The organism is Neisseria animaloris (genome assembly GCF_900637855.1).
Lineage (GTDB): Bacteria > Pseudomonadota > Gammaproteobacteria > Burkholderiales > Neisseriaceae > Neisseria > Neisseria animaloris.
The window spans coordinates 222824-239223 of record NZ_LR134440.1 but is presented as its reverse complement, the minus strand read 5'-3'; the positions used below and the strand labels follow the sequence as shown (position 1 = coordinate 239223).

At 47.1% G+C, this 16400-nt stretch carries 23 protein-coding genes; 15 read left to right on the top strand and 8 right to left on the bottom strand.

Annotated features, from left to right (window positions below):
- Positions 1–182: 182 nt before the first annotated feature.
- From EL216_RS01135 to EL216_RS01120, 4 genes are all read right to left on the bottom strand, one after another.
- Positions 183–848 (bottom strand): hypothetical protein, encoded by a 666-nt coding sequence (locus tag EL216_RS01135; protein ID WP_085391274.1) that lies wholly within the window; start codon positions 846–848, stop codon positions 183–185.
- A 134-nt stretch (positions 849–982) separates the two neighbouring features.
- Entirely contained in the window at positions 983–1405 is a 423-nt protein-coding gene (locus tag EL216_RS01130) for a hypothetical protein (protein ID WP_126300820.1), read from the bottom strand.
- 383 nt (positions 1406–1788) lie between these two features.
- On the bottom strand, positions 1789–4716 hold the full coding sequence (locus EL216_RS01125) for a DUF5906 domain-containing protein (protein ID WP_085391262.1): 2928 nt from the start codon (positions 4714–4716) through the stop codon (positions 1789–1791).
- A 114-nt stretch (positions 4717–4830) separates the two neighbouring features.
- Positions 4831–5019 carry a helix-turn-helix domain-containing protein gene (locus EL216_RS01120; RefSeq protein ID WP_085391261.1) on the bottom strand — a complete coding sequence of 63 codons (189 nt, stop codon included), beginning with the start codon at positions 5017–5019 and terminating at the stop codon, positions 4831–4833.
- Positions 5020–5171: 152 nt separating this feature from the next.
- Between EL216_RS01120 and EL216_RS01115 the strand changes: the two genes are divergently transcribed.
- The 12 genes from EL216_RS01115 (at position 5172) to EL216_RS01065 (ending at position 10310) form a co-directional block, all read left to right on the top strand.
- Entirely contained in the window at positions 5172–5957 is a 786-nt protein-coding gene (locus EL216_RS01115) for a LexA family transcriptional regulator (RefSeq protein ID WP_085391260.1), read from the top strand.
- Positions 5958–6144: 187 nt separating this feature from the next.
- Positions 6145–6300 (top strand): hypothetical protein, encoded by a 156-nt coding sequence (locus EL216_RS11025; RefSeq protein WP_158087747.1) that lies wholly within the window; start codon positions 6145–6147, stop codon positions 6298–6300.
- Positions 6301–6426: 126 nt separating this feature from the next.
- Positions 6427–6792, top strand: a complete 366-nt coding sequence (locus tag EL216_RS01110; protein WP_085391259.1) for a hypothetical protein — start codon at positions 6427–6429, stop codon at positions 6790–6792.
- A gap of 56 nt (positions 6793–6848) precedes the next feature.
- Positions 6849–7703, top strand: coding sequence for a DUF2303 family protein (locus tag EL216_RS01105; protein WP_085391258.1), 855 nt, complete (start codon positions 6849–6851; stop codon positions 7701–7703).
- A 180-nt stretch (positions 7704–7883) separates the two neighbouring features.
- Positions 7884–8117 carry a hypothetical protein gene (locus tag EL216_RS01100; RefSeq protein WP_085391257.1) on the top strand — a complete coding sequence of 78 codons (234 nt, stop codon included), beginning with the start codon at positions 7884–7886 and terminating at the stop codon, positions 8115–8117.
- Positions 8114–8368, top strand: coding sequence for a hypothetical protein (locus EL216_RS01095; protein ID WP_085391256.1), 255 nt, complete (start codon positions 8114–8116; stop codon positions 8366–8368). The genes EL216_RS01100 and EL216_RS01095 overlap by 4 nt, the downstream gene beginning before the upstream one ends.
- The gene (locus EL216_RS01090) at positions 8365–8946 is read left to right on the top strand and encodes a hypothetical protein (protein ID WP_085391255.1); all 582 of its coding nucleotides are present in this window, start codon (positions 8365–8367) and stop codon (positions 8944–8946) included. The genes EL216_RS01095 and EL216_RS01090 overlap by 4 nt, the downstream gene beginning before the upstream one ends.
- Positions 8930–9124 (top strand): hypothetical protein, encoded by a 195-nt coding sequence (locus EL216_RS01085; RefSeq protein ID WP_085391254.1) that lies wholly within the window; start codon positions 8930–8932, stop codon positions 9122–9124. The genes EL216_RS01090 and EL216_RS01085 overlap by 17 nt, the downstream gene beginning before the upstream one ends.
- Positions 9121–9465, top strand: a complete 345-nt coding sequence (locus EL216_RS01080; RefSeq protein WP_085391253.1) for a hypothetical protein — start codon at positions 9121–9123, stop codon at positions 9463–9465. Before EL216_RS01085 ends, EL216_RS01080 begins: the two co-directional genes overlap by 4 nt.
- Positions 9462–9809 carry a DUF551 domain-containing protein gene (locus EL216_RS01075; RefSeq protein WP_085391252.1) on the top strand — a complete coding sequence of 116 codons (348 nt, stop codon included), beginning with the start codon at positions 9462–9464 and terminating at the stop codon, positions 9807–9809. Before EL216_RS01080 ends, EL216_RS01075 begins: the two co-directional genes overlap by 4 nt.
- 3 nt (positions 9810–9812) lie before the next feature.
- Positions 9813–10028 carry a hypothetical protein gene (locus EL216_RS01070; RefSeq protein WP_085391251.1) on the top strand — a complete coding sequence of 72 codons (216 nt, stop codon included), beginning with the start codon at positions 9813–9815 and terminating at the stop codon, positions 10026–10028.
- Positions 10029–10043: 15 nt separating this feature from the next.
- Positions 10044–10310, top strand: coding sequence for a pyocin activator PrtN family protein (locus EL216_RS01065; protein ID WP_085391250.1), 267 nt, complete (start codon positions 10044–10046; stop codon positions 10308–10310).
- A gap of 53 nt (positions 10311–10363) precedes the next feature.
- Here the strand turns inward: EL216_RS01065 and EL216_RS01060 are convergent, their stop codons facing one another.
- The 4 genes from EL216_RS01060 to EL216_RS01045 all read right to left on the bottom strand — a co-directional run bounded on the left by EL216_RS01060 (position 10364) and on the right by EL216_RS01045 (position 12416).
- Positions 10364–11179 carry a DUF6414 family protein gene (locus EL216_RS01060; RefSeq protein ID WP_126300819.1) on the bottom strand — a complete coding sequence of 272 codons (816 nt, stop codon included), beginning with the start codon at positions 11177–11179 and terminating at the stop codon, positions 10364–10366.
- Positions 11139–11333 carry a hypothetical protein gene (locus EL216_RS01055; protein ID WP_126300818.1) on the bottom strand — a complete coding sequence of 65 codons (195 nt, stop codon included), beginning with the start codon at positions 11331–11333 and terminating at the stop codon, positions 11139–11141. The genes EL216_RS01060 and EL216_RS01055 overlap by 41 nt, the downstream gene beginning before the upstream one ends.
- A gap of 163 nt (positions 11334–11496) precedes the next feature.
- Positions 11497–11919: a hypothetical protein gene (locus EL216_RS01050; RefSeq protein ID WP_085391247.1), complete on the bottom strand. Its 423-nt coding sequence runs from the start codon at positions 11917–11919 to the stop codon at positions 11497–11499.
- Between the two features lie 17 nt (positions 11920–11936).
- On the bottom strand, positions 11937–12416 hold the full coding sequence (locus EL216_RS01045; RefSeq protein WP_085391246.1) for a BRCT domain-containing protein: 480 nt from the start codon (positions 12414–12416) through the stop codon (positions 11937–11939).
- A gap of 364 nt (positions 12417–12780) precedes the next feature.
- Here EL216_RS01045 and EL216_RS01040 point away from each other — a divergent pair, with 364 nt between their 5' ends.
- The 3 genes from EL216_RS01040 to EL216_RS01030 all read left to right on the top strand — a co-directional run bounded on the left by EL216_RS01040 (position 12781) and on the right by EL216_RS01030 (position 16385).
- On the top strand, positions 12781–13686 hold the full coding sequence (locus EL216_RS01040; protein WP_085391245.1) for a phage antirepressor N-terminal domain-containing protein: 906 nt from the start codon (positions 12781–12783) through the stop codon (positions 13684–13686).
- 336 nt (positions 13687–14022) lie between these two features.
- The gene (locus EL216_RS01035) at positions 14023–15390 is read left to right on the top strand and encodes a cytochrome ubiquinol oxidase subunit I (protein WP_085389676.1); all 1368 of its coding nucleotides are present in this window, start codon (positions 14023–14025) and stop codon (positions 15388–15390) included.
- Positions 15390–16385 (top strand): cytochrome d ubiquinol oxidase subunit II, encoded by a 996-nt coding sequence (locus tag EL216_RS01030; protein WP_085389675.1) that lies wholly within the window; start codon positions 15390–15392, stop codon positions 16383–16385. Before EL216_RS01035 ends, EL216_RS01030 begins: the two co-directional genes overlap by 1 nt.
- Positions 16386–16400 lie beyond the last annotated feature (15 nt).

Below are 16400 nucleotides of genomic sequence, written 5' to 3'. Positions count from 1 at the left end.
GCAAAATGCAGGGTTGCTTAATGCCTGTCTGAAATACACTTAAAAAAACAGGCGGAATCAAATCCGCCCAAAATCAATCATGATTAAAACAACAGAAACCAAGTAAGGAAGCTAACACACCCTGTCGCTTCACAAAAAACGCGGCGCGAATCACCCGCGATACAGGAAGTACCGGAAGTACCTTAACGCGCAGTTGCCAAAGCATGAGCAAGTTCCGCATCAAAGATCCTCTGCCAGTCTTGATCAACTACCCTTTGCGCCGTTTCAAAATATCTAAACAATTTATCGTATGCCGCCGCCGATACATAAACCAGTAAAGGCGTTACACCGCTCCGCTTTCGTTTATACAACCCCGCCGGAAGTTTACCCCGCCGCGCATGCAGCACGAAATGCGTACCGTCTGAAACACCGCGCACCATCGACCGAAACGCGGTCAAAGTTATATTGCCGTGTCTATCCAGCCGTGCACCTGCCGCCGGCACAATACGATGCCCCGCCGGCATCAAGCCTTTTGCCACAAAAAAAGATTCAACCGCTTTTGTTCGCCGGCTACCACCGTGAATTTGCGCAGCAAGATATTTACCCGCACTGCGATTGCCGCCGGCGTCTTTAAAATCGACCACAGCCGTTAAATTTTCTTTTTGCGCGTATTGCCGCACAAATAAACTATTCATAGTCCAGCGCGTCGGATTAAAAAACACCGCCTGCATTTCAGACTGCTCACCCGCAATCACAGCTTCGGCGGTTTTATTCAGCGCATTTTTGGCCGCAAACGGAAGCTGTCGTTTGTGAATATCATCAAGCCGGTTATACACCCGGCTTAAATCCACCCTTACATCAACCGCCATAAAAAAACCCAAAGAAAAGGCCGTCTGAAAAGGATTCAGACGGCACACAAGGATAATGACAATAAAAAAGCCGCTTTTCGCAGACGCACGAAAAACAGCTTTAGCACAATTAAACTTCAAATGTTACAACCGTGTCAAGATAATTTTTTCAACAACATGGCAATTTCAGGGTGTGATTGCATTTTTTTTACGGCTCGATGCAAGGTTACACGGTAATTTTGCGCCGAAACCATCACGCCACACTGTTGAGATACTCTTTGCGCCTTAATCGTCTGACTGCCGCCGTGCAAATACTCTTGCTTGATTATTGCCGCCATTACAGGCCGCTGTCTTGCGATATAGTTATTTACCGTCATTGCAACAGCATCACCATCAATACCATAGGGCAGGTTGTTGCCACTGCCACAGGCCACGCCGCCACCCATCAAAACATTCAACCGACTGGAACCATAACCCAGCCCCCCATCATCACGCGCCGTAGCCCACCGCGCCCAATATTCTAAAAGTCCGTCTATTGTCATTTCCCGTGCTTTTCCACGCCGCACGGATTTTGCCATTAGCCCCGTCTGAATTTATCGCAGGGCTTTGTTTATTAAGGCTTGATTTTATCAAATCGCAACATCCAAAACAAATATGTTGCACTTGTCCATATTTTCTCCCCATTTGTCCACACTTGACCATACTTTCGGACGGGCTGAAAGCCTTTAAATTCGGCATTTGTCCCATTTGTCCATAGTAATTTATATATTCCGCATGTGTGATACAAAAAATAAATATCAAAAAATCACTAGTAAAAAAATACGCGCATGATTTTTATCACGCGCGTATAGAACTTCAAAAAAGGTGGACAAATGGGACAAATGCCGAATTTAAAGGCTTTCAGCCCGTCCGAAGGCATGGACAAAAGCGTCCGAATGGCAAATAAAGATGGACAAATGGACTATATATTTTTAAGGTGCGGCAAATCCACACTAGCGGCAGCGTTGAATGATGATACTTGCTTGCCATAATAGTCAGATTTATTGACAAGGCCATATTCTCCTCGAAAGGTATTCCCCGTATTCGGCTCCGGGTATCTATCCTGATCGCGCTTGCTCATCCACGAATGCGGCACGATAAAAATCCGCAGCCGTTTTTCAAGGCCGTCAACCTTAACACGGGTGCGTATATCCTGCAAACGTTTGGCTATGCTGGCATAGAAATTCTTTTGCGTCATGCTGAAAGTTTTGGTGTCCGCACACCACGCCTTATAAACTGCCCACAAATCCGCGGCAGCACAGGTTATAAACGGCAAACCAAGTTCGCCTTGATACCAATCATCGAAAAATGCTTCCCATCCCGATTTATTAAGCCCGATCATGCGGTTTTTAATCGGAGTTGGCAATGGCTTGGTATGCGGCGTAAACGTTGCCCGCACAGGCACCATGCGGATATCGCCGCCATCATCCTGCCGCTGATAACCTGCCGTGTATTGCAACGGCAAGGCAAACAGAAAATCGGCAAACGCCTGAATACCGCCCGCATCTATTTCCGCCTGTAATGCCTCATATTGCGCATCAGAAAACTTTTCCCGGATTTCCATCACCATAAAGCGGCGGTCGTTTGCTTCGATAGGTATCGCTTTTTCGTCATTTGAAAAAACCAAAAACGAATTGTAGTCCGAATATTCCAGCGGGTCTTTGCCCTTACGCTCAATCATAATGGTTTCAGAGGTAATCATATCCTTAAACTTGCCGATAACGTTTTTGCGTTCGTCAGACGGGCTGATTTCCTCGAACACCGTTACCAACCTGTTTTGAAACGGTGCATTAAACTGGCTTTCCAGCGCATTTTGGTTGAGTTTCACAAAATAATCACCAAACAACTCTTTCAAAACTTTGTTGCCCAGCGTCGATTTACCCACCCCTTGCGTCTCGGAAATAAACACCAAAGCCGTAGCCGGTTTGCGTTGCGGCCATCTGAAACGGCAGGCCAACCAATTTAAAACCCATTCCGTCACATCGCCTGACATCCTGCCGTTGCCGCCGCAAAGATGCTCAATCAGGCCGATAATATGCTTGCACTTAGGATAAGCCGCCTTGATTTTCTCCAGCGGCGTTTCAGACGGAAACAGCATATCAGGTTCATCAGATTTAACCGGCAAACCTTTAAACATATTGATAAATTTAACCTTTTCGCCATCCCCGGTATAACTGATACCGGGCGGCAAGGCAGGCTCAAAAACATAATTGCTCATCGGGCACACCTTACGCGCCGCCGATTTTTGCCAATTCTCACATTGCTCCGGAAACGCCGCCTTAACCGCAGCCAGCGAAACAATCTTACCCAAAGCAACATCAAACGCATCGGTTGTACCGTCAAGATAGATGTAGCGGTCAATCATACCGCCGAAATTGTCATATTCCGCCAACGCTTCCAAACGGCGTTGCTTAATGGTGATCTCCGCCTGAAATTCAGCCATCGTTTTACGGCTCGGCGAATTAAACCAAGCATTAACCGCAAACTTGGTAAATATTTTCTCCATTTGCGAGCGTGTAAAAGTTTCGCCCGTTATCAGGTTAACCGCTTTCATTTTCAACCCGATTTGGCTGTAATTTTCCAACAAATCAGCCATAAAACCGTGCATTTCATCATCAGATTCCGCCAACTCATCATCCCGCCAGCCGTTGTTTTCGGCATAATCCACCCCCGCGCCCCCTTCATTTGCCGCGTGCGTCGTTTCGCGCACGCGCTCATCATCAGAAAGGTGCGGGAAAGATTCCGCATTTTCAGACGACCACGGGATAAGGGCAGAATCGGCCAAAGCCGCCACGGGGTCTATCAGTTTGCCGCCATCCGCAAAGGCATCTGCAATATCGTAGCCGCACGGCCATACGCCCGGCTCAGGAATCTGAACCATACGCACGGAGCAGCCCAAACCGGCCAGCTTTTCGGCGATACCCGCCATAGCCTTAAAGCCGGGCTGCGCCGCCTTGGCTAAAAACGGCTTGCTGTGAGGGTCGATGCCCGCGGCCGCTTCTGCTTTGGTCAATTTCTCACGCTGGCTGTCGCAATCAGGCCACAGCACCACATTCCTACCCGCCAGCGGCTGCCAATCCGCCTTTTTCCAGCCGTTACAACCGCCCAGCCACGACACCACTACCCAGCCGCCCAACAACCCGCTGTCATCGACCACAATCTTACATTTTTCGCCTTCAACCACCAGCACCGGCAAATCAGGATGCGCCGCCAGTGCATCCAAACCGAACAACGGCTGCGGGTCGTTAACGCGCCGGTTACACCATTGCTGCACACCTTCCGCGTTATTGCACCACGAGAAAGGGTAATCCGACTTGCCGCCCGGCTCGATAAACCGTTGCACCACACACAAGGGGCGGCCTTCAGCATCGCGGTACACCGCCCGCAAACCTTCTTCACGCCCGTTGCGCGCAAAAGAATATGCCCGCGAACCGCTTAAATGAAGCAAACGCTCTTCATCAAACGGCACCACAGGCCGCCAGCTCTCACGCTTGGATTTCGCATTACCTGTTTTCGGCGTACCGTCCCATTCCACCCGCTGCACAGGCTGAAAATTACCAATATTCAGCCGATCAGCCACCGCCCGAAATGCGTCGCCCTGATTACCGTTGGTAAACAGATAGGCATACAAGCTGATTAAATCGCCGCCCGCATCACCGGTGGCGTAGTCCGCCCACGCACCGGAATGCGTATTAACGGCAAACGACCCTAAATGCCGGTCGGCACGGGTTGGATTTAATGCAAAAAACTCATGGCCTTTATATTTGCCGCCGGGCAACCACTCCGCCAACAAATTATCGGCGGCATTAAGAGCAGCATCAGCAACTGATTTAAAATCCAATTTCTTCATTTTCAGACGGCCTTACTAAATTTAGGCATAAAAAAGCCTGCCCCCCCTATAAGGACAAGGCAGGTGGTAAAAACCCCGATGCGGCGTGTTGTGTATCAGGGAATGGCGGGAAACTTAAGACGGCAATACGTCTTGATTAAGCGCTGTATTCAGTTTGTTAAACACATCAACATCTATACGCTTAACTTGACCATTGATTGCACGACACGCCCATGACTGGGACTTACCAACCAACTTTCCTAATTGATCTTGAGTGAGCCTGTGTTTGTGTACAACATCTCTAACCAGATTTTGAATATTCATAATTCAGCCTTATTAGTCGTTTATGCATATTATAATTCATTTATTCATTTTATCAAGCTAATTTTTTAACCGTTTATCAGATTTAATTATTCATAAATGAATTTTTAAAACATAATCAAGTCTTAAGTATTTTAATTATCCGAGAATAACGAATGAATCATCTTAGTCAAAACCTTAAATATCTATTCCGCAAGCACAATACAAACGCCACACAACTATCAGAATTAATCCCCGTTTCCCAACCTACGCTAAACAGGATTGAAAAAGGCAAAACCAAAAATCCACAAATAGATAATCTAAACAGCATTGCGAATTATTTTGGTGTTACTGTTTATCAATTGGTTAATACATCCATAGAAGATACAGACAACGGACATCCACAAACAAATAAAACGAGCACCGCTGGAATGTGTGAATCACCGCGCCGAATTACTACCAAAACTTCAGTTATGCCGTTACTAGAGATAGAACAAGCACTTGAATTCGTAGAAAAACCAGAAATACTAAAAACAGTAAACTGCGAAAAAATAGCTACAAGCACCAAGCATTCACAAAACGCCTTTGCCATTCGCATGTTTGACAACTCAATGCGTGCAATAGAAGAAGTAGAAGAATCGTTCAACAAAAACGATATATTAATAGCTGAACCACAAATCAAACCCCGACACGAGGATATAGTTGTAGTGAATCTTAATCCCGGAAAGAAAATAGGGATCATAGCCAAACTTGAGATAGATCCATTCGGGGGCTACCGGTTAAGGCGTACCGGTATTAATATCGTCGGAGAGAACCCGATGGAAATGCCCGAAGGCTCCTATATTTGCGCAGTAATAACCGAAGTCAAACGGCGCATTTTAAGTCCCGATAGTATAGAAACTAGGATGAATAAAAACTACAATCCGCTAAGCTCAACAATAAACAAACATGTAAATCAATAACTTAATAAAATAAAAAAACACCCCGCATATTGCGGGGATTTTTTTTGCATTTTATTATGCAAATAATTTACATTAAATTCAAATATTTGCATAAATAATTCAAGTTAGACTAAAAAATGACTTGAATTATTTAATTCACTATTGCATAATTCATCCATCGAAACACAAAACACAAAGGGAAAACAAAATGCAAGGCATAAACGAAAACCTACGAGACACATTTAAATCATGGGCGCAAGCGAACGGGTTATGCACCATCCGCCTAAGCAACGGCGAATACAGCAGCAAACCCACCCGCATGGCATGGATAGCCTTTAACGCCGGATTCAATCTTTTCAAATAACAAGGAGAAAAAAATGGTAACGGCATTATTTATAGCGCAAATCGCACTAACGGCAATCATCACCATTGCCACCGCATTACAAGATTAAAAGCAGCAACCCCGACAACCCTAAATAAGGAAACCATAATGGAAAAGCAAGAAAAAAAATTTTCCCTAGCAAGCAAACAAATCCCCACCGTAAACAGCGGCTGGCTTGACCGCGAACTCGGCGAAGCTATGGCCGAAGCGGTACGCGCCGTATTAGCCCACGGCAAACAGGCCGACATCACCGTGAAGCTGAAAATCCAGCCGCAAAACATCCAACACGGCACGGTAAAAATCAGCCACGACGTAACCAGCAAACTGCCGAAAGAAAAACGCGAAGGCGGCATCGTATTTGCCACACCCGACGGCAACATCCAAGCCGACGACCCTGCCCAAGGAACGCTCAATCTGAAGGGCACGGGAAACAGCGAAAAAACCCCGCTGAAATTAGCCGCCAACAACAAATAACCCGGGCGGGGAATATCCCCGCTCAATCCACCAACCTTTAAACAGGAAAATCCGAAATGGAAAAACAACAGCAAAACATCATCGAAACCGCATTAAGCGCAGCCAAACAACCGGTAATCACATACGCACAAAACGGCATGCCCGTTATCTTCTACCCCAACGGAAAAGATTCATGGGATTTCAGCTTTGAAGGGCAATTACTCGACAAACCTTTGCGCAAAGCAGAACGGGTGAAACTGCACGATACCGCCAGCCTGATCAAGTATGTGCAAAAGCACCAACAAGAAGGCACGCAGATTTTTATTGATGCCGACTTCACAAACGGCGACATCCAAGTTACCGCCATCATCGACGGCAACACCGCACAAGATGCCGATTGGGGAGATCACCGTGCCTTTTATTGGCCGCGCCCCACGCCCGACGCAAAAAAATGGCTGGGCAACACAGGCGAAAAAATGAATCAGGCACAGTTTGCGTCATTCCTGACCAACTGCGCCCGCAACATCGTATCGAAAAACCCCGATAACGAAAACGCCGTTTACCCTACCGCGGCGGAAGTGTTGGATTTCGCCTTGAATCTGGAATACACCGAAAAGACCACATTCAAGCAAGGCTACCGCGAACAAGACGGCCGCATTAACTTCACTTTCCAAAGCGAAGATGCAGGCAAAACGGAAACCAACCTGAAAGCATTTGAACGTTTCGCCATCGCATTCACACCGTTTCAGGGCGGCGATTCCTACTTTGTCGAAGCATTACTGAAATTCCGCATCGACAAAAACAACGGCGCATTAGTGCTTTGGTACGAATTACAGCAAATCGAAGCCGTAATGGAACAGGCCGCCGGCGACATCGCCAAAAACCTGCAAGATGCCTTTGCAGATATAGACATCTACTACGGCAAACCTTAAACGACCGGCAGTAGCCCCGCCCAGTCGGCCAGTGGCGGTAATAACCCCGACAACGTGCGGCATATATCCTTTCATGAATCCTCGTATGCGCGGCACGGCCGGGAAGAATAAACCGGCACCGTATTTCAGACGGCACATATACAGACCGTCTGAAATACCCCAACAACAGGAACAAATGCAATGAAAACATTAGTGGAAACGTACAACCACCGTAAAAAGACCGTAACCATATCGTTACAAACGATAGAAAAAAAAGTAGACAAATCAGGGAAAACCCGCCGCAAAGTGATCCACATCAACGAAGAAACATTTAAGCAAAACCAGACGGAATCTATCGAGGCGTATAAACACAAACTGCGCGAAATCCTGAAAGCAGAACAACCCAAACACTACAAAGAAAGAAAATACGCATGAACAGCATCACAAAAACTGTAACCGCACTATATTTCGGCACATTGATTGCAGCCACAGCATGCATCAGCCTTGCCCAATGCACCGCCCAGCACGTGCCGGCACCAAAGGCGGAAATCACCGAAGAGATGCAGCACCAACAGATTATTTCCGCCGCCGAAAGCCGGGCCATTGCCGATGTGATTGAAGCGGAAAAACAGTATGAAGAGATGGATTATCAGTTTTTCAATGGCGACGCGGAGGCGTATAAATGAAACGCCGCAAACGCTACAACCCCCGCAAACACCGCGCATACAGCAACACCGGCATACCGATACACATACTGGTTAAAGCCGCCACCAGCAAACAGCCTGTAAGCAGCGAAGAAATCGAAAGCATCACCGCACCCTATACCGACACCGTTGAAGCCATCCGCACCGGCACATGCACGGAACGACAGTTTTGGCACCTGATCGAAAACCATTATCTGTATATCCACCTGCTAGGCGTATTGCGCGGACTAGACAAATACAGCGACAACCCCGAAACCGACATGCTGGCAAGGCTCGAAATTCAGACGGCCTGTGATGATGCCCTCAACAAAACCACCGAAATAATAGACAGCATCAGCGAACGCAAAAAACAACGCGGCCACTTTATAGCCACCGGCCCCGAATTAACCCACCTAACCCAAAGCTGCGAAAAGTTTAAAGCCATGCTCGGCATAGCCAACTACTCGCACTACATGCAGGCGTTTAAAAACAGCGAACCGGTAATAAACGATATTGCATATAGGCACAACAAGCGCATAGCGCAACAAAATAGGAATAAAACCGATGAAAATTTCACATAAAGCACTTGCGTTTATCGCCGCCACAATGATGTGGTGGCGAAAAGACCCGAACACACCCCAAGAGATACCGCCCACAATTGGCACAGGCGGAACCCCCGAAAAAAGCAATAAACACAAACCGCGCCCGCAAAAATTCAGACGGCCTAAAAACCAACGTAAGAAACGGAGTAAGAAATGAGTAAATTTAAGTTTGGCGATATGGTTCGCCATAAAGAAACAGGGGAGCTGTTTTTAGTTTCCGATTTAGGGGAAGATGAAGGCTATATTGTAGCAATAGACCAAAAGGATGCCGTAGCTTGGAATGTTGAAGTGGATGAATTGGAGCTTGTACCACACCCCGATACAGAACGCCTAATGTATCTCGTTGAAAATGAAAAGCTGGTATTACTTGATGGTGATGGTGCGTGGTCAATCGTGAATGCAATACCTGAATACTACAATGGGAACAAGCGACTATCCCGCGAGTTTGATTTTAGGGATGCGATTGATAACGCCATGGAAATCGAGAAAAACAAATGATACCTGAACAACTGGAAAAAGAAAAGCAGGCATTTGAAGAGTGGTTTAACGGGCAAATAGCCAAAGATTCCGATTTCAAATGGGAAGTGGAACAGTTTGATGCGCGGGTCGGCTGGATGGCCGCCAAAGAGCAAGCGGCTAAACAAGGCGGATGGATTAGCATAGAAGAATCAACCCCAAATCCTGATGATACTGTCTTGCTGCGAGACTTCCGAAACAACATGCGGTCGGGATATTTAGACGGCGATGCGGAAGCGTTTGTTTATACTGATTCCGATAGTTGGATTGATGATGGTGTTATAACCCACTGGCAACCGCTTCCATGGCCGCCTGAAAAGGAGTAGAAAATGAAATACTGGATTATAGAAGTGATACAAAACATTGATATCTTGTGCAACGTGGTATTTTGGTTTCTGACATGCCTATTTGCGCTCGGATCATGTATCGACAAAGGCAGCGCATTCCATCCCAAACCAATTGTTATTATTATTTGGCTTATTGCTATGGTTGGGGTTATTTTTATCCCATCCAAAGAAGTTATGGTGCATATTTTTTTAGGGTAAACGGAAGGAACAACAATGACAACCCTGCCCACCCATCAACGCCTACTACTCATATACGGCAGCACGCATATTCCGCTGGAAAAAGCCATCGCCGACTGGATGCCGCACATAAACGAACACACCGCACGCCGCCGCGCCAAAACCCAAACCCTGCCGTGGCCGGTGATAAACAGCGAACCCAGCCAAAAAACCAGTATGTTTGTCAGCATCTCAGCCATCGCCGAATGGCTCGACAAACAGGAGGACGAGGCAAAAAAAGAATGGCAGAAAATGAATCATTAAAAAAGGCCGTCTGAAATATTTTCAGACGGCCTTTTTTTTCATCAACCACACAATCAGATAACTTTTCTAAAAATCGCCAACGGCGTAATCCCATATTCATTAAAACGCCGCCCCATAACACCGCGCAAATGGAGAAACGCACTAAAATAACCGTTATCCAAATCAGTCATATACTCAAAAGCCTTGCGATCTACCTCCGTATCATCAGGCAGCGCATCCAAAACAGCCAAAACATGCCACTCCCCCGGAACCGTTACACTATGTTTCAAAGCCAAAGCAAAAGTATTAGGCAGCATATCATCATGTTTTACCGCACACCACGCCGACCGCTCATCATCAAAAATCCGTATTTGCAACAGTTTCGGCAAAACTTCCATGATCGAAACCACAGCTTTTACTTCAGCTTCCTTTTCCTGCCGTTTCCTTTTTTGCGCCGCCGTACTATTGGGCATACCTGCCACTTCCATATTCTTAGCAGGCTTAACAATACTGTTCATCAACGCAAAATCAACAATCTGCATCCGCCCCGAAAACAAAACAATCTGCCCCAACTGGGCCGCATCAATTTCCTTATGTATCAAACCGCGCTCATTCAACTCACGGATAACGTTCAAAGGCATATTCTTAGAAGTATCGAAACTGTTTTGCCGCGAAGATTTCAAATGGCTGCCTTGCTCATAATTTCCGCCAAGCATGGGAACACCGCCTTTCAAACCCTGTTTCATCTGCTCCTCGGAGGCATGGGTAACAACACTTTGGGTTAACAAGCCGTCCTTATCCAGTTGCGCATTGTAAAAAGACAACACATCATGATTAATATAGATAAAATCATACAGGCAGCTTTCCTCTGCTTCTTGCCGTTCCATCATGGATTTCCTTATTTATCAATTCTTTTTTGCGCTCAAACTCCGCACGGCTCCGTTGCGCGGCAGCAATGCCCTCGGCAACCGCCTGCCGCTCTTCCTTGCCGGCCTTATCACCCAGATATTTCAATACAGCATGGTAAAGTGGCTTCTCAAACATAACTTTCTCCACAAGCACAGACGCTTTGAATATATATATAAAATATACCTTTTTTTAGTGTACTCGATAACTGCAAAGCCTACAACAACATAATCCCAAACAACCGACACTACACCACCACAACAAACAGGCCGTCTGAAATTCAGACGGCCTGTTTAATAAATCACATAGGCAACAACCGAGGCCGACGATATGGGCCAAAACTAATTCTAAACAAATTATCCCGATCCTTACGGATACTTTGCGTCTCAAACACAGGATCATAGCCACCAATACCACACAAACCCCGCCCGGCAGGGTCAGGAACCACAGCAAATTTCCAATTGCCATCAGGAAGATAAAAAACCGCCTTTTCCCCTTGATCGAATCTAGCTAAAACAGTATTCCTAAACATCACACCGATATAACATCCACCACCGGTAAAGCCAACGTCTCGGATGATTTCCACTCTTGCATAATCATCTCTCGGCTCAGCATAAGCCAGTACACGCTCAGGAGCTATATTTTTAGCGCGTATAGTATCAACAGGCGTAGTAGCACAGGCGGAAACCGCCAATACAGCTACTAATGTTAAAACCTTCTTCATTTTATCAATCCTATTAATTATTTCTTCAACCAATTTAAAAATTCTTCTTCAGTTAATATTTTTACACCCTGCAACCGCGCCTTTTCAATTTTCTTTTCACTAGGCTTTGCCCTATCCACGTTATAAACCAAATAAGTCAAATTCCCCGTAATGCTCTTTACTACTTTAAATTTGGGTTTAAACTCGCTTACCATTTGGGCAAATTCAAGTTTTTTAGATTCTAAAAATCCCGTAAAGTGAATACACTTACCACGCCTAGGTCGAGACGGAACAACAATAAGCTCCGGTAAAAAATCCTGTAAATCAGAAATAAAAATAACTTTCTGCGTCTCAACTTCCAAAACTTGCCCATGCTTTATCCTATCCAGGAGAAAAGTACGGGTTTCACCACTTGGCATATCAAACGCCTGTAAATGAGTAAAGTTTATGGCTTCAGCTATTACATAACGCGCCTTTTCTACCCCGTTTCCATCCACATAGGAAAAAGAAATTTCCATAGTTATTTCCGAATATATTTAAATTTAAGTTAATAAATATTAATCATGCCAAACAAAATTACACTTGACAAGTTAATTATTCATCTTTAAATTACGTACCACAAGGCGTCGTAACCTTGTAACGACAGTTCAACTTTGCAATAGGCCGAATCACGGCAGAATCGTGATTTTTTTTGCGCCCGTAGTTTTCTTGGTTTCCTTTGTGTTTTGTGTTTCGATAACCCAAGTTTCCTATGGCCGCGAAGGCGACGAATACAACACCCGCTTTGGCGGGGAATAAGTCCGCCCTTTTCCTATTGCAAGGGTTACGAACTTCGCGGCCGCCCGTTTGGGCTTTTTGTAAATAGCAATAGGAAACTTCATCATGAACCAAGTTCAAAACATATCTTTCCACGGTCAAACCGTGCCTGTATTCACTCAAAATAATATTCACTACGCCGCCATGAAACCGATCTGCGAAAACATCGGTTTGGACTGGGTATCACAACATAAAAAAATTCAGCGCAACTCTATTCTAAAATCACGAATGGTCATGATGACCATTCGTGGCGAAGATGGCAGACCCCGCGAAACTACCTGCCTGCCGATCGAATACCTGAACGGCTGGCTGTTCGGTATCGACGCAAACCGTGTCAAACCAGAAATCCGTGAACGGCTACTACAATATCAAGATGAATGCTTCAAGGTATTAAACGCCCACTTCAACCGCCCCATACAGCAGCCGCGCATCCAACCGCCCAGCGTGGCCGAACAACTGCCCACGCGCAACGAGTTGTATCAGGTAATCCAAATGCTTGCCGACCGCCTGAAAGAAATCCACAACTGGGGCAGCGTTAATTTCGACCGGCATTTGCAAAACCATTTCAAAAAAACCCCGCGCGAATCCACCTATGCCGAACTGGTACAGATGGTGCGATGGCTTCACCGCCAAACACAGGATATCGGCGGCCGCCCGATTTTGGCCGGCCACCGTTACCCCGAAACCCAAATCCACCCGCTCGCACCGCAGCTTATGCGGGAATCCACCCAAAGCGAAATCATGCAGGCCGTAGCGGTGCACCTCATGCCAAACACCGCCAACACCAACCGGCGCGGCCATGCGGAATCCGCATTGTTTGAAATTGCCAATCTTCACGAAGTATTGCTGCAAACCTTGCACAACAAACGCTACGCAAACGAAAACAAAAACATCGACGACTGCCAAATCGAGCAGGCATTAATGGAAGCAGGCAGGCTGCACATCTTCATCAGCAGCTTGATAACCGGCTAAATACAGAGGCCGTCTGAAATATTTTCAGACGGCCTTTTACGCCACAATTACACCATAAATTTACATATCAAAATAATATATTGATTTACATATCAAATTTAAAAGTTTCTCAAAATCCCTGCATCGGGGCAAGAATAAGCTGCATAGTTGAAAAGGCCGTCTGAAAAAGCGGTTATTGTAGCGCGGCGGCAAGGATTTTACACTTTCGGTTTCATTCGGATGCCGTCTGAAAAGCCATTTGCCGGGCTTTGCTAAATTGTGCAATAAAATGCCTTTTTTTCATTTGTAAGAGTAAAATTCTGCCCCACCATATAAAAAACACATCAGGAAAAACAAATGGACGCTTTAATCCTCAGCCGCATTCAGTTTGCGGTCAACATCAGTTTTCATATCCTGTTTCCCGTGATTACCATCGCTTTGTCGTGGTTTGTGGTTTATTTCCGCTATAAAGCAGGAAAAACGGGCGACAGCGGCTGGCTTCAGGCTTACCGCTTCTGGACTAAAGTTTTTGCCGTTACCTTTGCAATGGGCGTAGTATCGGGCGTAACCATGAGCTTTCAGTTCGGTACCAACTGGCCGGGCTTTATGGAACGTGCCGGCAATGTGGCCGGGCCGCTGCTGGGTTATGAAGTGTTAACGGCCTTCTTTTTGGAAGCCGGCTTTCTCGGTATTATGCTGTTCGGCCGCGAACGGGTCAGCCAACGCGTGCATATGACTGCTTCTACCATCGTGGCCGTCGGCACCAGTATTTCGGCGTTTTGGATTCTGGCTTTGAATTCGTGGATGCAGACACCTCAAGGGCATTGGGTGGATTCAGACGGCATCATCCATGTAGCCGACTGGCTGCAAGTAGTGTTTACTCCTTCCTTTCCCTACCGTTTCGTACACATGATGCTGGCCTCGGTTTTAACCGTGTCTTTTCTGCTTATCGGCCTGTCGGCATGGCAAGTGTTGAAAAAAACCGCCCATTCGGCAACGGCTAATGTGATGAAAACCGGTTTGACCGCCGCCGCCGTTACTATCGTGCTACAGATATTCGCAGGCGATGCCCACGGTTTGAACACTAAAGAATACCAGCCCGCCAAGCTCGCAGCCATCGAAGGCGTGTGGCATACCGAAAAAAACGTGCCGCTCACCCTGATCGGCTGGCCAAACGAGCAAACACAACAAACCGATTATGCCGTGAAAGTGCCCTATCTCGGTTCTCTGATTCTTACCCACAGTATGGACGGTGAAATCAAAGGCTTGAGCGAATTCGAGCATGCTCCGCCGGTAGCGCCGGTATTTTTCTCCTTCCGCATCATGGTGGGAGTAGGCATGCTGATGCTGTTGGTAAGCTGGTACGGTTGGTACCGCCTGCGTAAACAGCGCTGGCAGCCGCAAGCCTTGCCGCATTGGTTGCTGTACACATTTGCCGGTATGACGTTTATCGGCTGGGTCGGTACGCTGGCGGGCTGGTATGTTACCGAAATAGGCCGCCAGCCGTTTCTGGTGCAGGACATCCTGCCAATTTCCGAAGCCGTAACCAAAGTCGTACCGGCCGGCGACGTAGGGCTAACGTTGGTGATGTATATCGTGCTCTATGCCGCGATGCTGCTTTCTTATCTGATGGTGTTGAAATATATGGCGGAACACCCTGAACACGACATTCACCCCAAAGGCCACCTGAATACGGCAGGCCGTCTGAACGCGGAGGAAAAATAATGGATTGGAACTACTGGCTGCCCTTAATCTTTTTAGGACTGCTCGGATTCGTGATGACCGTTTATGTGGTGCTCGACGGTTTCGATCTGGGCGTAGGCATGCTGATGCCGCGTGCAAAAGCCGACGAGCAAAACATCATGGTCGGCTCTATCGGCCCGTTTTGGGATGCCAACGAAACTTGGCTGGTACTCGGCGCGGGCGTGCTGTTTATCGCCTTTCCGAAAGCAAACACCATCGTACTTGGCAATCTCTACCTGCCCGCCACCTTCATGCTGTTTGCCCTGATTGTGCGTGGTGCCGCATTCGATTTCCGCGTGAAGGCCGACGACAACCATAAAGAATTGTGGAACATCGCTTTTATGCTCGGTTCGGCGGGAATGGCGCTCACGCAGGGCTGGATGCTGGGCCGTTACATTACCGCCTTCGGCAACAATGTTTCCGACTACCTGTTTTCACTGGGCATCATGGCAACCGTACCCGCCGTATACGTGCTGCTCGCTGCCTGCTGGCTGGTGGCGAAAACCGAAGGGGAATTGCAGCATAAAGCCCGCCGTTGGGCCAATCAGGCATGGTGGCCGGTGGTGGGCTGTCTGCTGCTGATTTCGCTAGCCACGCCGTATATCCGCCACAGCATTTTTGAGCGGTGGTTCACCCTACCCAACATGCTTTGGCTCGCGCCCGTGCCGCTTCTGAGTGCGTTCTGCCTGTTGCGTGCCAAACTGTTGCTGCAAAGCGAACGTATTTTGCAGCACCGCATTTGGCAGCCGTTCGCCCTCATCATTTCCGCCCTGATCTTGTGCGCCATCGGTTTGGGCATCAGCCTCTATCCCTATGCCGTTATCGGCCAGCTTACCGTGTGGGAAGCCGCCGCCAGCACGCCTACGTTGGTGATTACCCTTATCGGTGTATGCATTACCGTGCCCTGTATTACGGCATACAGCATCTTTGCTTATTGGGCGTTTAGAGGCAAAGCCACTCATCTGACTTACGGTTGATTATCCTGCTTTGAA